The following is a 17,234-nucleotide window of genomic DNA, read 5'->3' as shown; positions in this document are numbered from 1 at the left end:
GACACCGAATTGCAGATTTGCCTCGGGTGAGGCAAATTCCTGTCGCTTTTTAGTCTTCGGTAGCCAAATGCAGATGGAGCTGGGAGCGCGCAAAGTCACTAGAGTCCTTTTGACGATCCGCCTTAGCTGCTGAGGTATTTCTGGCGGCCTCCAAAGCATCTAGATAAGACTCAGTGATATCGCCTGTGATGTAATTACCATCAAAACAGGAAGCTTCGAAGTTTTTGATAGCCGGATTCACATCTCTAACAGCCTGCTTCATATCTTCAATACTTTGATAGATCAGCTGGTCAGCGCCAATCATCTTATTAATTTCTTCATCAGTGCGACCATAGGCAACCAACTCACTACGTGTAGGCATATCAATGCCGTAAACGTTCGGGAAGCGTACTGGCGGGGCAGCTGATGCAAAGATCACTTTCTTGGCGCCAGATTCACGTGCCATCTGCACAATCTCAAAGGAGGTGGTGCCACGCACAATCGAATCATCCACAATTAATACCGTCTTATCTTTGAACTCAATACGCATGGCATTGAGTTTTTGACGTACAGACTTCTTACGCACAGCCTGTCCTGGCATGATGAAGGTGCGACCGATATAACGATTCTTAAAGAAGCCTTCGCGGTAATCCACCCCTAAGTTCTTAGCAACTTGCATTGCTGCTGGGCGACTAGAATCCGGAATCGGCATCACCACATCAATCTCAGCAACATTAGTCTCTCTGCGGATCTTTTCTGCTAAGTAATCCCCCATACGCATACGTACGTTATAGACAGTCACACCATCAATAGTGGAGTCTGGACGAGCCATGTAGACGTATTCAAAAATACAAGGAGTCAGAACCGCATTAGGTACACATTGACGTGAATAGAAATTGCCATCGAGATCAATATAGATAGCCTCACCTGGGTTTACATCGCGCACGAATGTAAAGCCTAAGCCCTCTAACGCCACAGACTCAGATGCAATCATCCACTCAGGACCTTGAGGTGTATCAATACGACCAATACATAGAGGACGAATGCCATACTGATCACGGAAGGCCAATAGACCATAACCGGCAATTAAGGAAACCACCGCATAAGAGCCTTTAACGCGATTTGTGACGCCAGTAACGGCATTAAACATTGCGCCCTCATCAAGAGCTGCGCTATTAGTTTCTTTTTGAAGCTCATCTGCCAAGACATTCAGCAGTACTTCAGTATCAGAGCTAGTGTTGATATGGCGACGGTCTCGATAGGCCATCTCTACGCGTAAGCTTGGTGCGTTTGTTAGATTACCATTATGCGCCAAGATAATGCCGTAAGGAGCGCTAACATAAAAAGGCTGCGCCTCTTCTTCGCTGCTTGCAGAACCCGCAGTTGGATAACGTACCTGACCAATGCCAGCATTACCCACTAAGCTGCGCATATTGCGAGTTCTGAAGACGTCTCTTACTAAGCCATTGGCTTTGTGCATTGTGAACGAATTACCGTTCATCGTTGCAATACCCGCAGCATCTTGACCGCGATGTTGCAAAAGCAACAAGGCATCATAGAGAAGTTGATTTACTGGTGAGTGGGAAATAGTTCCAACGACGCCGCACATATCTCTAGATTCCTATTGTTATTTTAGGAGTAATGGTAGGGGTAACTTTGGGCATTGCATCACCCAATTGCTTCGCCCAGTCACTTGGTAGCCAGCCTTTAATTAAACCGGTCGCCATATCAATTGCTGGTCTGGTGATAGCATTCTTCCAGGCCATACTTTGCGGAATAGGTGTGAGCGCAGCTAGTGTTGCCAACACCACTACGATCAAGCCACCACGAATCACGCCAAAGATTAAACCTAAAAAACGGTCAGTTAAGCTAAGCCCAACAGACAAAATAATTTTTTGCACTACCCCACCAAATAAACCACAAACAATCAAGGTCAGAACAAAGAGGATGAGGAAGCTTGCGCCGAGGCTGAGTAACTCATCTAGATGAAACGTAGATAGCCACTCCGTAGAAAGGTAATTACTGTAGTGATAGGCAACCCATGCGGCTGCAAACCATGAAGCTAGAGCAAGCACTTCTTTAAACAAACCGCGTGAGATGCCCACCAAAGCAGATATCAAAAGTACAACTAGGGTGAAGTAATCCACCGATGTTAGCTTGAGGGTGGATAAGTATTCCATTACTGCTTACCGGATTCAACGAGTCTAGGCGTGAGACCCATCGCCTTAATTTTCTTTTCGGCTGCTTCAGCAGCATCTTTGTCGGTGAAGGGTCCCGCACGCACCAAGAAAATCTTAGCCCCATCAGCACCAGCCTTATTCAGGGTATAACTGGGAATATTTTGGTTTTTGAGTCTAGCGGACAAGGCCTTGACATTCGCTTCAGACGCAAAAGCGCCAATTTGAATAATGTATTTAGTTGCGCCATTTGGCGCAGCAGATTTGGCAACATCATCCGCCTTAGATTTGGAGTCCGCCTTAGGGGTGCTAGGGGCAACTACTTCCTCACCAGCAGCCAATCCCAATGTTGCAGATTTATTTACTGCAGGTGCTACTGACTTTGCCTCTGGCTTAACTTCAGACGTAGGGGCAACTGCTGCGGTAGACGCTTCTTTAACAGACTCAACAGGCGCCTCTACTTTTGGCTTTTCTTCAACCTTAGTTTCGGCCCCAGGAATTGGCAAACTGGTCACAATATTGACAGCAATGTCGTTTGGCGAAGACTTTGGCTTGCTATCCAAAATACGAGGCAGACCAACTACCGCAATGAGAACCAATACAGCTGCGCCTATCAAGCGATGACGCGCTCTTTGTTGTTCTGGATCCTCTGTAAGGGCTAACTCTTCCGCTTCTGCTGCGCGCTGGAAGCTACGTGGCGCAGCACGCCTAGTGGTGCGACTTCCCCTTGAATCTATTTCAAGGTCATCAGACTGGGTTTTTCGCTTAAAAAAGCTTGGTAAACGAATCATGGATCAGTGGGCCTGGTTGTTTCGGTAAGTCATTACGCCTGCAACGGTATAGAAGGATCCGAAGGTAACAATTCTATCACCCTCACCCGCTAAAGATAGCGCTTTTTGATACGCTAAAGCAGGGTTTTCGAAGATTTCGATGCCGCCGTCTGCCCCATTTTTAGGCTTTACACCCATGGATTCGAGCTTCTCAGCCAAGGCCTCTGCGCTGGCAGCCCTCGGGGTTGGCAAATTGGCACAAAACCAGAAATCCACAATATTTAGGAGGGGTTTGATCACCCCCTCAATGTCTTTGTCAGCCATAGCCCCAAAAATGGCATAGGTGTAGGGGTGGTAACCCATCTTATCGAGCCCCTGGGCCAAAGTTGCGGCTGCATGAGGGTTGTGGGCAACATCCAATACAACAGTAGGCTGGCCTGGCAAGACCTGGAATCGCCCTGGCAACTCAACAAGCGCAAAGCCATTGCGAATATCCTGCGCACTGACCGGCAAACGCTGATGTAAGGCCATTAGGGCAGCCACAACTGCAGAGGCATTCAGAATCTGATTAGCACCACGGAGTGCTGGGTAGCCAAGCCCACTAAAGCGCTTATTGCGCCCTGCCCAACCCCATTGTTGTTTATCCCCCTGGAAGTTGTAATCGCGCCCCTGTAACCAAAGGTCACAACCCAGCTTTTCAGCATAGTCAACGAGTGATTTTGGTGGCACAGGATCACCGCATACCGCAATCTGCCCTGGACGGAAAATACCAGCCTTCTCCAGACCAATCGCTTCGCGTGTGCCACCTAAAAAATCCGCATGGTCGATATCAATGCTAGTCACGATAGCGCAATCGGCATCCACGATATTGACCGCATCCAAACGGCCACCCATGCCCACTTCCAATATCACCGCATCTAAATTCGCCTTGGAAAAAAGATGCATGATGGCCAAGGTGGTGAATTCAAAATACGTCAACGTTGGTGCATCCACCAGACTAACGCGAGCTTTTTCGACAGCTGCGAAATGCTCTAGCAAGATATTGTCATTAACATCCTCGCCGTTAATACGAGCGCGCTCATTAAACTTCAAAAGGTGTGGAGAAGTATGACAACCAACACGATAGCCAGAAGCCAAAAGAATGCTTTCCAAGAATGCACAGGTAGATCCCTTGCCATTGGTACCAGCAACAGTGATCACCGGACATTCAAAATGAAGATCTAAAGCAGCCTTGACGCGATTAATACGCTCAAGCCCCATGTCAATACCGACAGGGTGAGCAGTTTCAAGGTGGCTAAGCCAAGCCTCTAGGCTAGAAAATAATATGGGGGCTTGGTGTGCTGAGTTCAAGCGCTTAAACAGCTGCGCTACCCGCTATCGCAGGCTCAGGAAGCTTTTGCAACAAAGCAAGCAGGCGGGCAATTTCGCCACGCATTTGGCGACGATCAACAATCATGTCAATGCCACCCTTTTGCATCAAGAATTCCGACCTCTGAAACCCTTCAGGCAATTTTTCACGCACAGTTTGCTCAATCACGCGTGGGCCAGCAAAACCAATTAATGCTTTTGGTTCAGCCATCACAACGTCACCCATAAAGGCAAAACTCGCAGAGATGCCGCCCATGGTTGGATCAGTTAAGACGCTGATGTAGGGCAAACCTTTTTTGGATAACAAGGTCAACATCGAATTAGTCTTAGCCATCTGAAACAGAGATAGCAAACTCTCTTGCATACGCGCACCACCGGTAGCAGTAACGCAAATAAATGCACACTTCTTATTGATAGCTTCTTGAACGCCGCGAGCAAAACGCTCACCCACTACAGAACCCATCGAGCCACCCATGTACTGAAATTCAAAACAAGCAGCCACTACAGGAATAGCCTCAATCTTGCCACCCATCACAATGAGAGCCTCAGATTCACCAGCAGCATCATTTGCTTCTTTGATGCGATCTGGGTATTTTTTCGAGTCCTTAAATTTGAGTGGGTCCGTTGGGTAAATGTCAGCGCCAATTTCATAGCGCCCCTTTGGATCTAACAAACTTTCCAAACGCAGACGTGCGCCGATGCGCATGTGATGACTACATTTTGGGCAAACCGATAAATTGGCTTCAATATCAGTGCTGTAGAGAACCGTTTCGCAACCTGGGCACTTAACCCACAATCCCTCGGGCACTGACTTGCGATTGGCAGGATCAGTATGTTGAATTTGGGGTGGGAGTAATTTATCTATCCAGCTCATTAGTTTTTAACTATCCAATGCGTCACGAATCTCACGAATGAAGGTTTCTAGTGATTGTACTGCCTGCCCAGGGGGTGCATCCTCCAAAAGACGAATAATTCTGCTACCAATGACCACAGCATCAGCGCTGGCCGATACCGCCTTGGCGCTAGCGGCATCGCTAATTCCGAAACCTACAGCAATCGGAATATCGGTTTCTTCACGTATTTTAGGGATGATGCTGGCCACATCCTGGGTATTGAGGTGAGATGCGCCAGTAACACCGCGCATAGAAACATAATAGATATAACCAGAAGCTATTTTGGCAGCCTCTTTAATACGCTCATGCGAAGAAGTAGGTGCTAGCAGAAAGATAGGGTCAATTCCGGCAACGCGCATACGAGCAGCAAAATCGACACACTCCTCTGGCGGATAATCGACCACGAGCACACCATCAACACCGGCAGCTTTGGCTTCATTTGCAAAACGCTCTGCTCCCATTTGCTCTACTGGATTTGCATACCCCATCAGCACAACCGGTGTATTGGCATCATCCTTGCGAAACGCTTTCACCATTTCTAAACAACTGTGCAATGTGACGCCATGCGTTAGCGCGCGCTCAGATGATCTTTGAATCACAGGACCATCCGCCATCGGATCAGAAAACGGTACACCCAATTCAATCACACTTGAACCACCACGCACTAATGCATGCATTAACTCAACTGTTAGCCTGGGATCTGGATCGCCTGCGGTAATAAAAGGAATTAATCCTTTCTTACCGGTTGCCTTTAACTCTTTAAAGAGTGCAGTAATTTTTGACATAGCTAATTCGTTTTCTATTTTTATTTTCTGATTCTTCTTTTCGTTTTATTTTTTTACTTAGCCTTCAGAGCCAGTTGCTTGAGCAACGGTATGCATGTCTTTATCGCCGCGACCAGAAAGGTTGACCAAGATGGTTTTGTCTTTAGGTAATGTCTTGGCCAGCTTGCAGGCGTAGGCAATAGCGTGAGAAGACTCAAGCGCAGGAATAATGCCCTCAATACGGCAGCAATCATGGAATGCCTGCAGCGCCTCTTCGTCAGTAATGGCAACATAGTCAGCGCGACCAGAATCTTTTAACCAAGCATGCTCAGGACCTACTCCTGGATAATCCATACCAGCGGAAACAGAATGTGTTTCGGAAATCTGACCATTTTCATCTTGCAAAAGATAAGTGCGGTTGCCGTGCAATACACCTGGCTTGCCAACGCACAGCGCTGCCGAATGCAAACCACTACCCAAACCATGGCCGGCTGCTTCAACCCCCACTAATTTGACTTCCGGAAGATCAATATATGGGTAGAAAATACCCATTGCATTAGATCCCCCACCAACACAAGCTAAAACATAGTCAGGCTGACGACCGGTCATCTCAGGCATTTGTACTTTGCACTCTTCGCCAATGACACTTTGGAAATCTCGCACCATCATTGGATAAGGATGGGGACCAGCAACAGTACCGATGATGTAAAAGGTGTTATCAACATTAGTGACCCAATCACGCATCGCTTCATTGAGTGCGTCTTTCAAAGTCTTAGTGCCAGATTCCACAGGAACCACTTTGGCACCAAGCAACTTCATACGGAACACGTTTTGCGCTTGACGTGCGACGTCAACCGAGCCCTGATAAACCGTACAGTCCAAACCAAAGCGTGCACAAATGGTAGCCGTGGCAACGCCGTGCTGACCTGCGCCTGTCTCGGCAATGATGCGCGGCTTGCCCATACGCTTAGCCAGCATGGCTTGACCAATCACGTTATTAATCTTGTGTGCGCCAGTGTGATTTAAATCTTCTCGCTTGAGATAGATCTGCGCACCACCGAGCATTTCACTCCAACGCTTTGCGTGATAAACCGGTGATGGTCTACCTACAAAGTGTTTGAGCTCGTAATGAAACTCTTCAATGAATTCTGGATCGTTTTGATATTTTGCATAAGCTTCTTTCAGCTCATCTAATGCATACATCAATGTCTCAGAAACAAACACGCCACCATACGGACCAAAGTGTCCTCGTGCATCTGGCTTGTCGTACATAGCTACCTCTTTTGATTTATCTACAGCATATTATTGGGATGATGCTTTGGCATCTGCTGCGCGCACTGCTTTGACAAACTCAGTCATAAGCGCAGGATCCTTAACACCCCTGCTGCTTTCTACGCCACTACTGACGTCAACTGCGCAAGGATGTAGGCGTGCAATCGCCTCGCCCACGTTGTGCGTGTTCAATCCACCACTCAAAACGACCCGAGGCGCGTTTTCGCTTACCCATGTCTGTGGAATTCCTTGCCAATCAAAAGGAACGCCTCCACCACCATATCCCTCGACGAGGGCATCTAGGAGAAAAGCGTTTGCATCCCCGTATTGTAGGGAAAAATCCTCAAAAGCGAAGCCAGCACCTACGCGGGCAGCCTTCATCCAAGGCTCGCCTGCAGCAAGCTGGGCACAGCGCTCTGGGGTCTCATCCCCATGAAACTGCCATAAGGTGATTGAGGCAGCAGCCCGAATAGCGGCAAATTGCTCATCGGTGGCGTTTACAACCAATCCAACCGCATCCACCCCTGCCGGGAGTCTTGAAATGAGCTGGGCGGCGATATTGGGGCTTACAGCGCGTACGCTTGGCGGGTAAAAGACAAAGCCAATTGCATCCACCCCTGCAGAAACGGCAGAATCCACATCCGCTGCTGTCTTTAAACCGCAGATTTTGACCCTAGTTCGGCCTGGTGAGTATGTCAGTAAGCCCATAAATGAATGATAAGGCCAAGAGCCAGCTATTTCTCTCTCTTACCGATGACCTGAGCTGGCAGCCAAGAGTTTTCTAGCCATGGCTGCGGGATGGCAAATGCTTCTGGGTAGGTAATTTTTGCCAAATACAAGCCATCTGCCATAAAGGTAGGGGCAGCAATTTTCCTATTCTTGGCAGCTAAGACTTCGGCCATCCATTCGGCTTTTTGCCTACCCTGGCCAATTTGCAAAAAGCAACCGACAAGATTACGGATCATGTGATGCAAGAAGGCATTGCCACGAATCCGAAAATACAACCATGGCTGGTCTGAAATAATCTCTATAGAGTAAATTGTTTTAATCGGTGTCTTGCTCTGACACTCAGATGATCGAAATGAACTAAAGTCATGTTCGCCAATCAAACACTCTGCAGATTTTTTCATTGCATCTACATCAAGCCACTGATTTGGTGGCAGCATTAAGTACCCAGCACGTAAATGAGACATCGGCGAGCGACATGGACCTGCCTGTAATGCGTAAATATATTCACGCTCATAAGCAGAAAAACGCGCACTGAACTCATCGCTCACTGACTTTGCCCAATTCACCACAATCGATGGCGGCAGAAAGGAGTTCACCCCTCTAACCCAGGAAAAATCCTCCCGCTCGACATTGGTATCAAAATGCACAACCTGGCCTAGGGCATGAACACCGGCATCCGTTCTGCCAGCGGTGATGGTTTGTATGGGTTGCGTTGTGCAGGCTTGCTCACCAACAAATGTAGAAATCGCCTTTTCTAATTCGTCTTGTACTGTATTGTGACTGACCTGCGTTTGCCAGCCAGAATATGGACTGCCATCGTATTGAAGGCCTAGGGCTATGCGCATCATTTAGGTATTGCGATGCGCGATTTCCGCCAACAATCCTTGTGCCTCAATCGTAATTGCTGGATCTACCGAATTACTCATACGAAGAACTTCTTCAAGCGACTTTTTAGCAGCAGAAAAGTCTTCAATCGTAATGTAGGCGCGTGCGAGATTTAACTTGACACGCAAAGTATCCGCCAAAGGATTAGCAACAGGCACATTTAACACTGGAGGCGATTCTTTAGGGGGCTTCGATAAATCGAGATCAATTCCCTCGAACAATGCCTTAGCGCGAGCTGGCATTTCAAAATGCACTCCAGCTGCAGGCTTCTCTTCTTGATGCGTCTCTTCTTTATCTGTGTGATGGGTTTGCACTGAAAAGCTTGGCGTCTCTGAACGACGCGCATTACGAGCTAAGCCCCACAAGAGGAGGCCTGTTAGCGCAATTAACCCAATAGCCAAAATAGCTGGGCCAAAGCCACCCAAACCAAAGTTACTGTCTACTGCCTTCTTCTCTTTGGACTTATCCAGAAGCTTTTGTAGATCAGCAATATTCTTTTCTAACTCGGCAACACGTGCTTTGGTTTGCTCAAGCATCTTCTCCTGAGCGACTAACTCTTCGGTATAGCGACGCTCTTGCTCATTACCATCGGTGCTTGAACCAATCTTCAGACGATCTTTTGGAGCAACTTCCACTGCTTTGGCATTGCCCGACTTTCCGCTACCAGAACCCGCCTCTTTTTCAGCATGCTCTGCGCGCCACTGCTCATTGGCATCAGCCACAAACTGATTTGCTTCTGCAGGACTAATTGAACGTAGCAAGGCCTGGCTTGGCTTAGCCAATTCGGCACCAGCAGCCAAACGATTGATGCTGCCACTCGCAAAGGCATCTGGATTGGCTTTATACAAAGCCATCATGGTTTGATCTAATGTGGCGCCATCAAGTTGAGGCGCAATGATGGCTGCAATTTCTGACAATGTTTGACCGGGCTTCACTGTCACCTTCTGTACGTCGCCAAGTAACAATGTAAATGTTTTAGTGAGGCTGCCGCTAGACCAGTTGAGGTTTACTAGTACATCCAGGAATGGATCATCCGTCATCGGAACTGAATTCACAGTCTCCACCAATACCATCAGTTGCTCTTGGCGATTGCGGTAAACCATTGCCTGTGGGTTGAGCTCAAGAATCTTTTGAGAAATTCCTAGGCGCTCATAAGCGGCCTTATTCGGCATCGCCACATTGAGACTAGTTAAGATACCCTGCTCATCTGCACCAACCCGAATTGGAATCTCAACCCGCAGTGGCTCGCCGGGACGAGATTGCAACTGTGGAGCACCCAGAGAAATGGCGCTAGCAAATGAAGACCAGCTAAGCAGAACAATGCAAAGTAGCTTTAAGCCCAACTGGCCAATACGAAACATAAGGGCGAAATTATTTCTCTAGCAAGATGCGCAGCATACGACGCAATGGCTCAGCAGCACCCCATAGGAGTTGGTCGCCAACCGTAAATGCCCCCAAGTACTCTGGGCCCATTGCCATCTTGTGCAAACGACCAATAGGCACAGTCAATGTGCCGCTGATGGCTGCAGGAGATAAGTCACGCTCAGTTGTTTCGCGATCATTTGGAACGACTTTGACCCACTGATTGTCAGCAGCCAAAATTGCTTCGATCTCCTTGAGCGGAATATCTTTTTTGAGCTTTACAGTCAAACCTTGTGAGTGGCAACGCATCGCACCCACGCGTACACACAAACCATCAATTGGTATGCTACCAGGTGTGCGGAATGCTGGACGTCCTAAGATCTTATTGAACTCAGCGCCACCCTTCCACTCTTCCTTAGTTTGACCGTTCTCAACAGGCACATCGATCCAAGGAATTAAGCTGCCCGCTAATGCAGTATTACGGAAATTCTTTTTCGGAAAATCAGCAGAGCGCAATGTCTCAGTAACTTTGCGATCAATATCCAAAATCCATGAAGATGGGTCAGCTAGTTCAGTAGCTACGCTATCGCGTAATGCACCCATTTGCAGGAGTAACTCACGCATATTCTGTGCACCCGCTCCAGAAGCAGCTTGGTAAGTCATCGCGCTGATCCACTCAACCATGTCAGCCTTTACCAAGCCACCCATAGCCATCATCATCAAACTCACAGTGCAATTAGCACCGATCCAGTTCTTGCCGCCAGCAGCCAAGGCTTTATCAATCACCGGGCGATTAACGGGGTCTAAAACCAATACTGCGTCATCTTTCATGCGCAATGCGCTAGCAGCATCAATCCAGTGACCATTCCAGCCTGCAGCACGCAGCTTAGGGAAGATGTCATTAGTGTAGTCACCACCTTGGCAAGTAAGAATGATGTCGCAACGAGACAATGCTTTGATGTCATTGGCGTCTTGCAGAGTGCTTTCGCCCTTAGTGACTTTTTGACCATTGAGGAGCGGCACTTCGCCACCGGCTTGGCTGGTACTAAAAAATACTGGCTCAATTAAATCGAAATCTTTCTCAGCAAGCATGCGCTCCATAAGAACACTGCCAACCATTCCGCGCCAGCCAACTAAACCAACCAAAGGTGTTTTTGAATTTGCCATGATGTTTAACTATCTAGTAAATGTGATTATGTTGTTTCTTATTTTGTTTATTTTTAATACTATGCAAGTGCTGCAACTACAGCATCACCCATTTCAATGGTAGATACTTTCTTAGTGCCTTCAGTATGAATATCAGCCGTACGTAATCCTTGCGCCAATACTTTTTGTACCGCTTTTTCGATGCGATCTGCTTCTGCAGGCATACCCAAGGAATAACGTAGCATCATTGCTGCAGACAAAATCGTTGCCAATGGATTGGCGATACCCTTGCCAGCAATATCTGGAGCTGAACCGTGACTAGGCTCGTACAAGCCCTTGTTGTTCTTATCCAAGGATGCAGATGGCAACATACCAATCGAGCCAGTCAACATCGCAGCCTCATCAGACAAGATATCACCAAAGAGATTGCCGGTCACTACAACGTCAAACGCTTTAGGCGCCTTAACCAATTGCATTGCAGCGTTATCGACATACATATGGGATAACTCAACATCTGGATAATCTTTTGAAACCCGGATCATCACTTCACGCCATAGCTGCGAAGTTTCCAAAACGTTTGCTTTATCTACGCTACATACTTTTTTACCACGCTTACGCGCTGCTTCAAATGCTACGCGACCAATACGCTCCACTTCTGGCTCGCTGTAGTGCATAGTGTCAAAGCCTTCACGTGCACCTTTGAATAGCGGCAACTCTGAAGTACGAATGCCGCGCGGCTGACCAAAGTAGATATCGCCATTGAGCTCGCGCACGATCAAAATATCTAAGCCACCGATAATTTCTGGCTTCAGACTGGATGCAGCAGTCAGTTCTGGATAACAAATTGCAGGCCTGAAATTAGCAAACAACTCAAGATGCTTACGCAAACCCAGAATCGCTTGCTCAGGGCGCAGTTCACGCGCCAACGTATCGTATTTCCAATCACCGACTGCACCAAACAAAATAGCATCTGCTTTTTTAGCGAGCTCTAAAGTGGCTGGTGGTAAGGGATGTCCAGCAACGTCATAGGCAGCACCACCTACTGGAGCTTCTTCTAAATCAAACTTTGGGCCAAGCGCTTGGAGCACTCGAACGGCTTGAGCAACGATTTCCGGGCCGATACCATCGCCCGGGAGAACTGCAATTTTCATGAAAGGCCTTTAAATCAACGAAATTACGGCAATTGTGTCGCAAGCCAAGGCATTCTGAGAATGCGCTCAGCTTCATAAGCCTTGATTTTATCTGCATGGCGCAGGGTTAAGCCAATATCGTCTAAGCCATTGATGAGGCAATACTTCCTAAAAGGAGCTACATCAAAGCTATAGGCAGTTCCATCAGAAGTAATCACCTGCTGGGCCTCGAGATCGATCGTCAACTGATAGCCATTAAATGCATGGGTTTCGTTAAACAGGTGATCCACCTGCATTTCAGTCAAAACGATAGGTAATACACCGTTTTTGAAGCAGTTGTTATAGAAAATGTCTGCAAAACTGGGGGCAATCACAGCCCTAAAGCCGAATTGATCCAATGCCCATGGAGCATGCTCGCGTGAGCTGCCACATCCAAAATTCTTGCGAGCCAGGAGAATTCCGGCACCTTTGTAGCGTGGTTGATTGAGGACAAAATCTGGATTGAGCGGGCGTGTACTGCAATCTTGACCAGGCTCACCATGATCTAAGTAACGCCACTCATCAAATAAATTTTGGCCAAAGCCAGTTTTCTTGATGGATTTCAAAAACTGTTTCGGAATAATGGCATCGGTATCCACGTTCTCGCGATTAAGCGGAGCAACTAAACCTTTGTATACCGTAAATTTTTCCATGATTCTATTTAACTCTTTTACTTTGACTCAATTAACGCTGTTGATTTACTTCACTGGGGTAACAACAACATCCTTACCCTTGGTTTGGGATTGATTATTTTGCTGTGTATTGCTTGATCCGCCCATGGAAGCTCCCATGTTCTGCAAATCTTTACCCATGCCTTCCATGGTGCTGCTACATGCAGAAATAATCATCCCAGCGACACCAACAATTGCCAGCCTAGAAATTAAAGAGAGTGAAGAAAATTTCATTAATTTATTTCCTTATGAAATCTTGCGTACGTCAACGAAGTGGCCTTCGATCGCAGCAGCAGCAGCCATTGCAGGACTAACCAAATGTGTGCGGCCGCCATTACCTTGGCGACCTTCAAAGTTACGGTTAGAAGTAGAAGCGCAGCGCTCTCCTGGCTCTAGGCGATCGGCATTCATTGCTAGACACATAGAGCATCCAGGCTCACGCCATTCAAAGCCAGCGGCTTTGAATATGCGATCTAAACCTTCTCGCTCTGCTTGCGCCTTTACCAAACCCGAGCCTGGAACTACCAAGGCCAACTTAATGTTAGATGCCACCTTCTTGCCAATTCGATCGACTACTTTTGCTGCAGCACGAATATCCTCAATGCGACTATTTGTACAGGAACCAATAAATACCTTATCCACTGCAATACTGCTCATTGGGGTATTTGGATTGAGATTCATATATTCCAATGCTCTCTCCATCGCAGCCCGCTTATTTGGATCACGTTCTCTCTCTGGATCAGGAACACGCTCACTAATCGCAAGCACCATTTCTGGAGAAGTTCCCCAAGTAACCTGTGGCGCAATTTCTTCTGCGCGCAATTCAACTACTGCATCAAACTTAGCATCAGCATCTGAATGCAAAGTTCTCCAGTATTGCAATGCTTGCAACATCGCAGGGCCCTTAGGCGCATATGGACGACCTTGAATGTATTCAATCGTGGTTTCATCCACAGCCACTAAACCGGCACGAGCGCCTGCTTCAATGGCCATATTGCAAAGTGTCATGCGACCTTCCATAGAAAGGTTGCGAATCGCTTCGCCAGCAAACTCAATGGTGTAACCAGTGCCGCCTGCAGTCCCAATCTTGCCGATCACAGCAAGCACAATATCTTTCGCAGTTGAACCAGGCTGTAAACGACCATCTACCTTAACCAGCATATTCTTGCTCTTTTTCATGAGCAAAGTTTGGGTAGCTAATACATGTTCAACTTCGGATGTGCCGATTCCAAATGCCAAAGCCCCAAACGCACCGTGCGTACTCGTATGAGAATCACCGCATACAACTGTCATACCAGGCAAAGTAGCGCCCTGCTCTGGTCCGATGACATGCACAATCCCTTGACGGGCATCATTCATCTTGTATTGCGTAATACCAAAAGCATCGCAGTTTTGATCCAGCGTATCTACTTGTAGCTTGGAGATCGGATCAGTAATACCTTCAGATCGGTCTGTTGTAGGCACATTGTGATCAGAGACCGCTAAATTAGCGGAGATGCGCCAAACAGGACGACCAGCCAAATTCAAACCTTCAAATGCCTGAGGACTGGTTACCTCATGAAGCAACTGACGATCAATATAAATCGTGGCTGTGCCATCCTCTTCAGAGTAAACAACGTGGTCATCCCACAATTTGTCATAAAGCGTACGAGACATGAGTGACCTTAAAAACCTTATTTACGAACTGTGATGTTTGGAACCTTGCGTGTTGTTTCGCCAACATACAACTGACGTGGACGTCCAATCTTGTACTCAGGATCAGTAATCATTTCTTCCCACTGAGCAATCCAGCCTACAGTTCTTGCTAAAGCAAAGATACAGGTAAACATCTCTGTCGGGATACCTAAAGCACGCTGCACGATACCAGAGTAGAAGTCTACGTTTGGATAAAGCTTACGGCTGACGAAATAGTCGTCTTCCAAAGCAATCTTCTCAAGCGTCATTGCCAACTTAAACAATGGATCATCTTGAAGACCTAGTTCATTCAATACTTCGTAGCAAGTTTCACGCATCAATTTAGCGCGTGGGTCAAAGTTCTTGTAAACGCGATGTCCAAAGCCCATCAAGCGAACACTAGAGTTCTTGTCTTTAACTTGAGCGATGAATTCATGAATCTTTTCTACGCCACCTTGTGCTTGAATCTCATTGAGCATCTGCAAGCAGGCTTCATTTGCACCACCGTGCGCTGGGCCCCAAAGACAAGCAATACCTGCAGAGATAGCAGCAAAAGGATTTGTGCCAGAAGAGCCGCACAAACGCACTGTAGAAGTAGATGCGTTTTGCTCATGGTCTGCATGCAATGTGAAGATGCGATCTAAAGCACGAACCAATACTGGGTTTACTTTGTACTCTTCACATGGCGTAGCAAACATCATGCGCATAAAGTTAGCGGTGTAAGACAAGGAATTATCTGGATAGATAAATGGTTGTCCTACTGAATATTTATAGGCCATCGCTACCAAAGTAGGCATCTTTGCAATCAAACGAATTTGCGCTACTTCACGAGCATGCGGATCGCTGTAATTGATCTCATCATGGTAGAAGGCTGCCATTGCACCAACCAAACCAGTCAATACTGACATTGGATGAGCATCGCGACGGAAGCCACGCAAGAAGAATTGCATTTGCTCATGAACCATGGTGTGGTGCATGACCATTGCATCAAAATCCTTTTTCTGGGTGGCATTTGGCAGCTCACCATTGATCAAGAGGTAACAAACTTCTAAGAAATCACAATTGTTTGCTAAATCTTCGATTGGGTAGCCGCGATAGAGCAGCTCGCCTTTATCGCCATCGATATAGGTAATTTTGCTATTACATGACGCAGTAGAAAGAAAGCCTGAATCGTAGGTGAACTTGCCGGTCTGACCATAAAGCTTACGAATGTCAATTACGTCAGGGCCGACTGTCCCTTTGTAAATTGGCAGATCAATATCTGGTGTTCCATCCGAAAACGAGAGTTTTGCCTTGATGTCCGATTCAATCATTTCTAATCCTTAGTCATTCAAAATTATGATTAATACACTATTCACTCATGCACTCATGCTGCTACTGCACCAAAAAGATGATTACTTCTCTCTCAGCCTTTTTAGGACCATCTTGAAAGAGTCTGCCTGCATCTCTTTCTCCAGACTGGCTAGAGAATCTTTGCGACCTATCAATAAATCCATTAGGTCGTTGTCATCTAAAGCTAATAACTGGCTTAATACCTTTCCATCTTCTACGCTTAACTGAGCACCATAACGCTCAAAGAAACGCTGCAGAATTAAATCGTTCTCTAGCAAGCCCCTGCGAGCATCGCTCTTTAAACGATATAACTCCGCATTACCTAGGGTCATACTGCCCTACGAACCATCAACTCCTTGATCTTGCCGATTGCTTTCGTTGGATTCAAGTGCTTAGGACATACATCCACGCAGTTCATGATTGTGTGACAACGGAATAAGCGGTATGGATCCTCTAAGTTGTCCAAGCGTTGATTTGTATCTTCATCACGGCTATCAGCAATAAAGCGATATGCCTGCAACAAGCCAGCTGGACCAACGAACTTATCTGGATTCCACCAGAAAGATGGGCATGAAGTTGAGCATGAGGCGCATAAGATGCACTCATACAAACCATTCAGTTCTTCGCGCTCTTCGGGACTTTGCAGACGCTCTTTTTCAGGAGCGGGATTGTCGTTTACCAAATAAGGCTTGATGGATAAATATTGCTTAAAGAACAATGTCATGTCGACGATCAAATCACGCACTACCGGCAAACCAGGTAATGGACGCAATGTGATGACCTTAGGCAAAGTCAACATATTGGTCAAACAGGCTAAACCGTTCTTACCATTGATGTTCATCGCATCTGAACCACACACACCCTCACGGCATGAGCGACGATAAGAAATGGTTTCGTCTTGCTTCTTCAAAGAAATTAAGGCGTCCAACAACATACGCTCGCCAGTGAGCTCCAACTCATAGCGCTGCATACGTGGAGCTGCATCGACATCTGGATCGTAGCGGTAAATTTCGAATATACGGATATCACTCATCTTCTATCTC

18 protein-coding genes are annotated in these 17,234 nt (G+C 47.0%); all 18 read right to left on the bottom strand.

Translation table 11 applies throughout. The features are described from left to right. Positions 1-49: 49 nt before the first annotated feature. The 18 genes from purF to ICV36_RS03925 all read right to left on the bottom strand — a co-directional run bounded on the left by purF (position 50) and on the right by ICV36_RS03925 (position 17,224). Complete coding sequence (purF, locus tag ICV36_RS04010; protein WP_215401287.1) at positions 50-1,588, bottom strand: amidophosphoribosyltransferase; 1,539 nt, start codon at positions 1,586-1,588, stop codon at positions 50-52. 4 nt (positions 1,589-1,592) lie between these two features. Continuing rightward, positions 1,593-2,159, bottom strand: a complete 567-nt coding sequence (locus ICV36_RS04005) for a CvpA family protein (RefSeq protein ID WP_215401285.1) — start codon at positions 2,157-2,159, stop codon at positions 1,593-1,595. After that, on the bottom strand, positions 2,159-2,947 hold the full coding sequence (locus tag ICV36_RS04000) for an SPOR domain-containing protein (RefSeq protein ID WP_215401284.1): 789 nt from the start codon (positions 2,945-2,947) through the stop codon (positions 2,159-2,161). The genes ICV36_RS04005 and ICV36_RS04000 overlap by 1 nt, the downstream gene beginning before the upstream one ends. Before the next feature lie 3 nt (positions 2,948-2,950). Then, positions 2,951-4,276, bottom strand: coding sequence for a bifunctional tetrahydrofolate synthase/dihydrofolate synthase (folC, locus tag ICV36_RS03995; protein WP_215401282.1), 1,326 nt, complete (start codon positions 4,274-4,276; stop codon positions 2,951-2,953). A gap of 4 nt (positions 4,277-4,280) precedes the next feature. Further along, on the bottom strand, positions 4,281-5,168 hold the full coding sequence (accD, locus tag ICV36_RS03990; protein WP_215401281.1) for an acetyl-CoA carboxylase, carboxyltransferase subunit beta: 888 nt from the start codon (positions 5,166-5,168) through the stop codon (positions 4,281-4,283). Between the two features lie 6 nt (positions 5,169-5,174). Then, positions 5,175-5,972, bottom strand: coding sequence for a tryptophan synthase subunit alpha (gene trpA, locus ICV36_RS03985; RefSeq protein WP_215401279.1), 798 nt, complete (start codon positions 5,970-5,972; stop codon positions 5,175-5,177). Positions 5,973-6,029: 57 nt separating this feature from the next. After that, entirely contained in the window at positions 6,030-7,223 is a 1,194-nt protein-coding gene (gene trpB / locus ICV36_RS03980; RefSeq protein ID WP_215401278.1) for a tryptophan synthase subunit beta, read from the bottom strand. A 30-nt stretch (positions 7,224-7,253) separates the two neighbouring features. Beyond that, positions 7,254-7,931 carry a phosphoribosylanthranilate isomerase gene (locus tag ICV36_RS03975; protein ID WP_215401277.1) on the bottom strand — a complete coding sequence of 226 codons (678 nt, stop codon included), beginning with the start codon at positions 7,929-7,931 and terminating at the stop codon, positions 7,254-7,256. A 26-nt stretch (positions 7,932-7,957) separates the two neighbouring features. Next, on the bottom strand, positions 7,958-8,800 hold the full coding sequence (truA, locus tag ICV36_RS03970) for a tRNA pseudouridine(38-40) synthase TruA (RefSeq protein ID WP_215401275.1): 843 nt from the start codon (positions 8,798-8,800) through the stop codon (positions 7,958-7,960). Then, a complete protein-coding gene (locus ICV36_RS03965) occupies positions 8,801-10,198 on the bottom strand; it encodes a FimV/HubP family polar landmark protein (protein ID WP_215401273.1) in 1,398 nt (465 codons plus the stop codon). 10 nt (positions 10,199-10,208) lie between these two features. Continuing rightward, a complete protein-coding gene (gene asd, locus ICV36_RS03960) occupies positions 10,209-11,366 on the bottom strand; it encodes an aspartate-semialdehyde dehydrogenase (RefSeq protein WP_215401271.1) in 1,158 nt (385 codons plus the stop codon). 59 nt (positions 11,367-11,425) lie between these two features. Continuing rightward, positions 11,426-12,496, bottom strand: a complete 1,071-nt coding sequence (gene leuB / locus ICV36_RS03955) for a 3-isopropylmalate dehydrogenase (protein ID WP_215401270.1) — start codon at positions 12,494-12,496, stop codon at positions 11,426-11,428. Positions 12,497-12,519: 23 nt separating this feature from the next. Further along, positions 12,520-13,167 (bottom strand): 3-isopropylmalate dehydratase small subunit, encoded by a 648-nt coding sequence (gene leuD, locus ICV36_RS03950; RefSeq protein WP_215401269.1) that lies wholly within the window; start codon positions 13,165-13,167, stop codon positions 12,520-12,522. A 45-nt stretch (positions 13,168-13,212) separates the two neighbouring features. Next, positions 13,213-13,419, bottom strand: a complete 207-nt coding sequence (locus ICV36_RS03945) for a hypothetical protein (protein ID WP_215401268.1) — start codon at positions 13,417-13,419, stop codon at positions 13,213-13,215. Between the two features lie 12 nt (positions 13,420-13,431). Next, entirely contained in the window at positions 13,432-14,841 is a 1,410-nt protein-coding gene (leuC, locus tag ICV36_RS03940) for a 3-isopropylmalate dehydratase large subunit (RefSeq protein WP_215401267.1), read from the bottom strand. Between the two features lie 17 nt (positions 14,842-14,858). After that, entirely contained in the window at positions 14,859-16,172 is a 1,314-nt protein-coding gene (gene gltA, locus ICV36_RS03935; protein ID WP_215401266.1) for a citrate synthase, read from the bottom strand. A gap of 81 nt (positions 16,173-16,253) precedes the next feature. After that, entirely contained in the window at positions 16,254-16,523 is a 270-nt protein-coding gene (locus ICV36_RS03930; protein WP_215401264.1) for a succinate dehydrogenase assembly factor 2, read from the bottom strand. Then, positions 16,520-17,224 (bottom strand): succinate dehydrogenase iron-sulfur subunit, encoded by a 705-nt coding sequence (locus tag ICV36_RS03925; protein ID WP_215401263.1) that lies wholly within the window; start codon positions 17,222-17,224, stop codon positions 16,520-16,522. The genes ICV36_RS03930 and ICV36_RS03925 overlap by 4 nt, the downstream gene beginning before the upstream one ends. Positions 17,225-17,234: the final 10 nt, after the last annotated feature.

The organism is Polynucleobacter sp. MWH-UH35A, assembly GCF_018687075.1.
Classification (GTDB): Bacteria; Pseudomonadota; Gammaproteobacteria; order Burkholderiales; family Burkholderiaceae; genus Polynucleobacter.
This window is presented reverse-complemented; position numbering and strand designations above follow the sequence as displayed.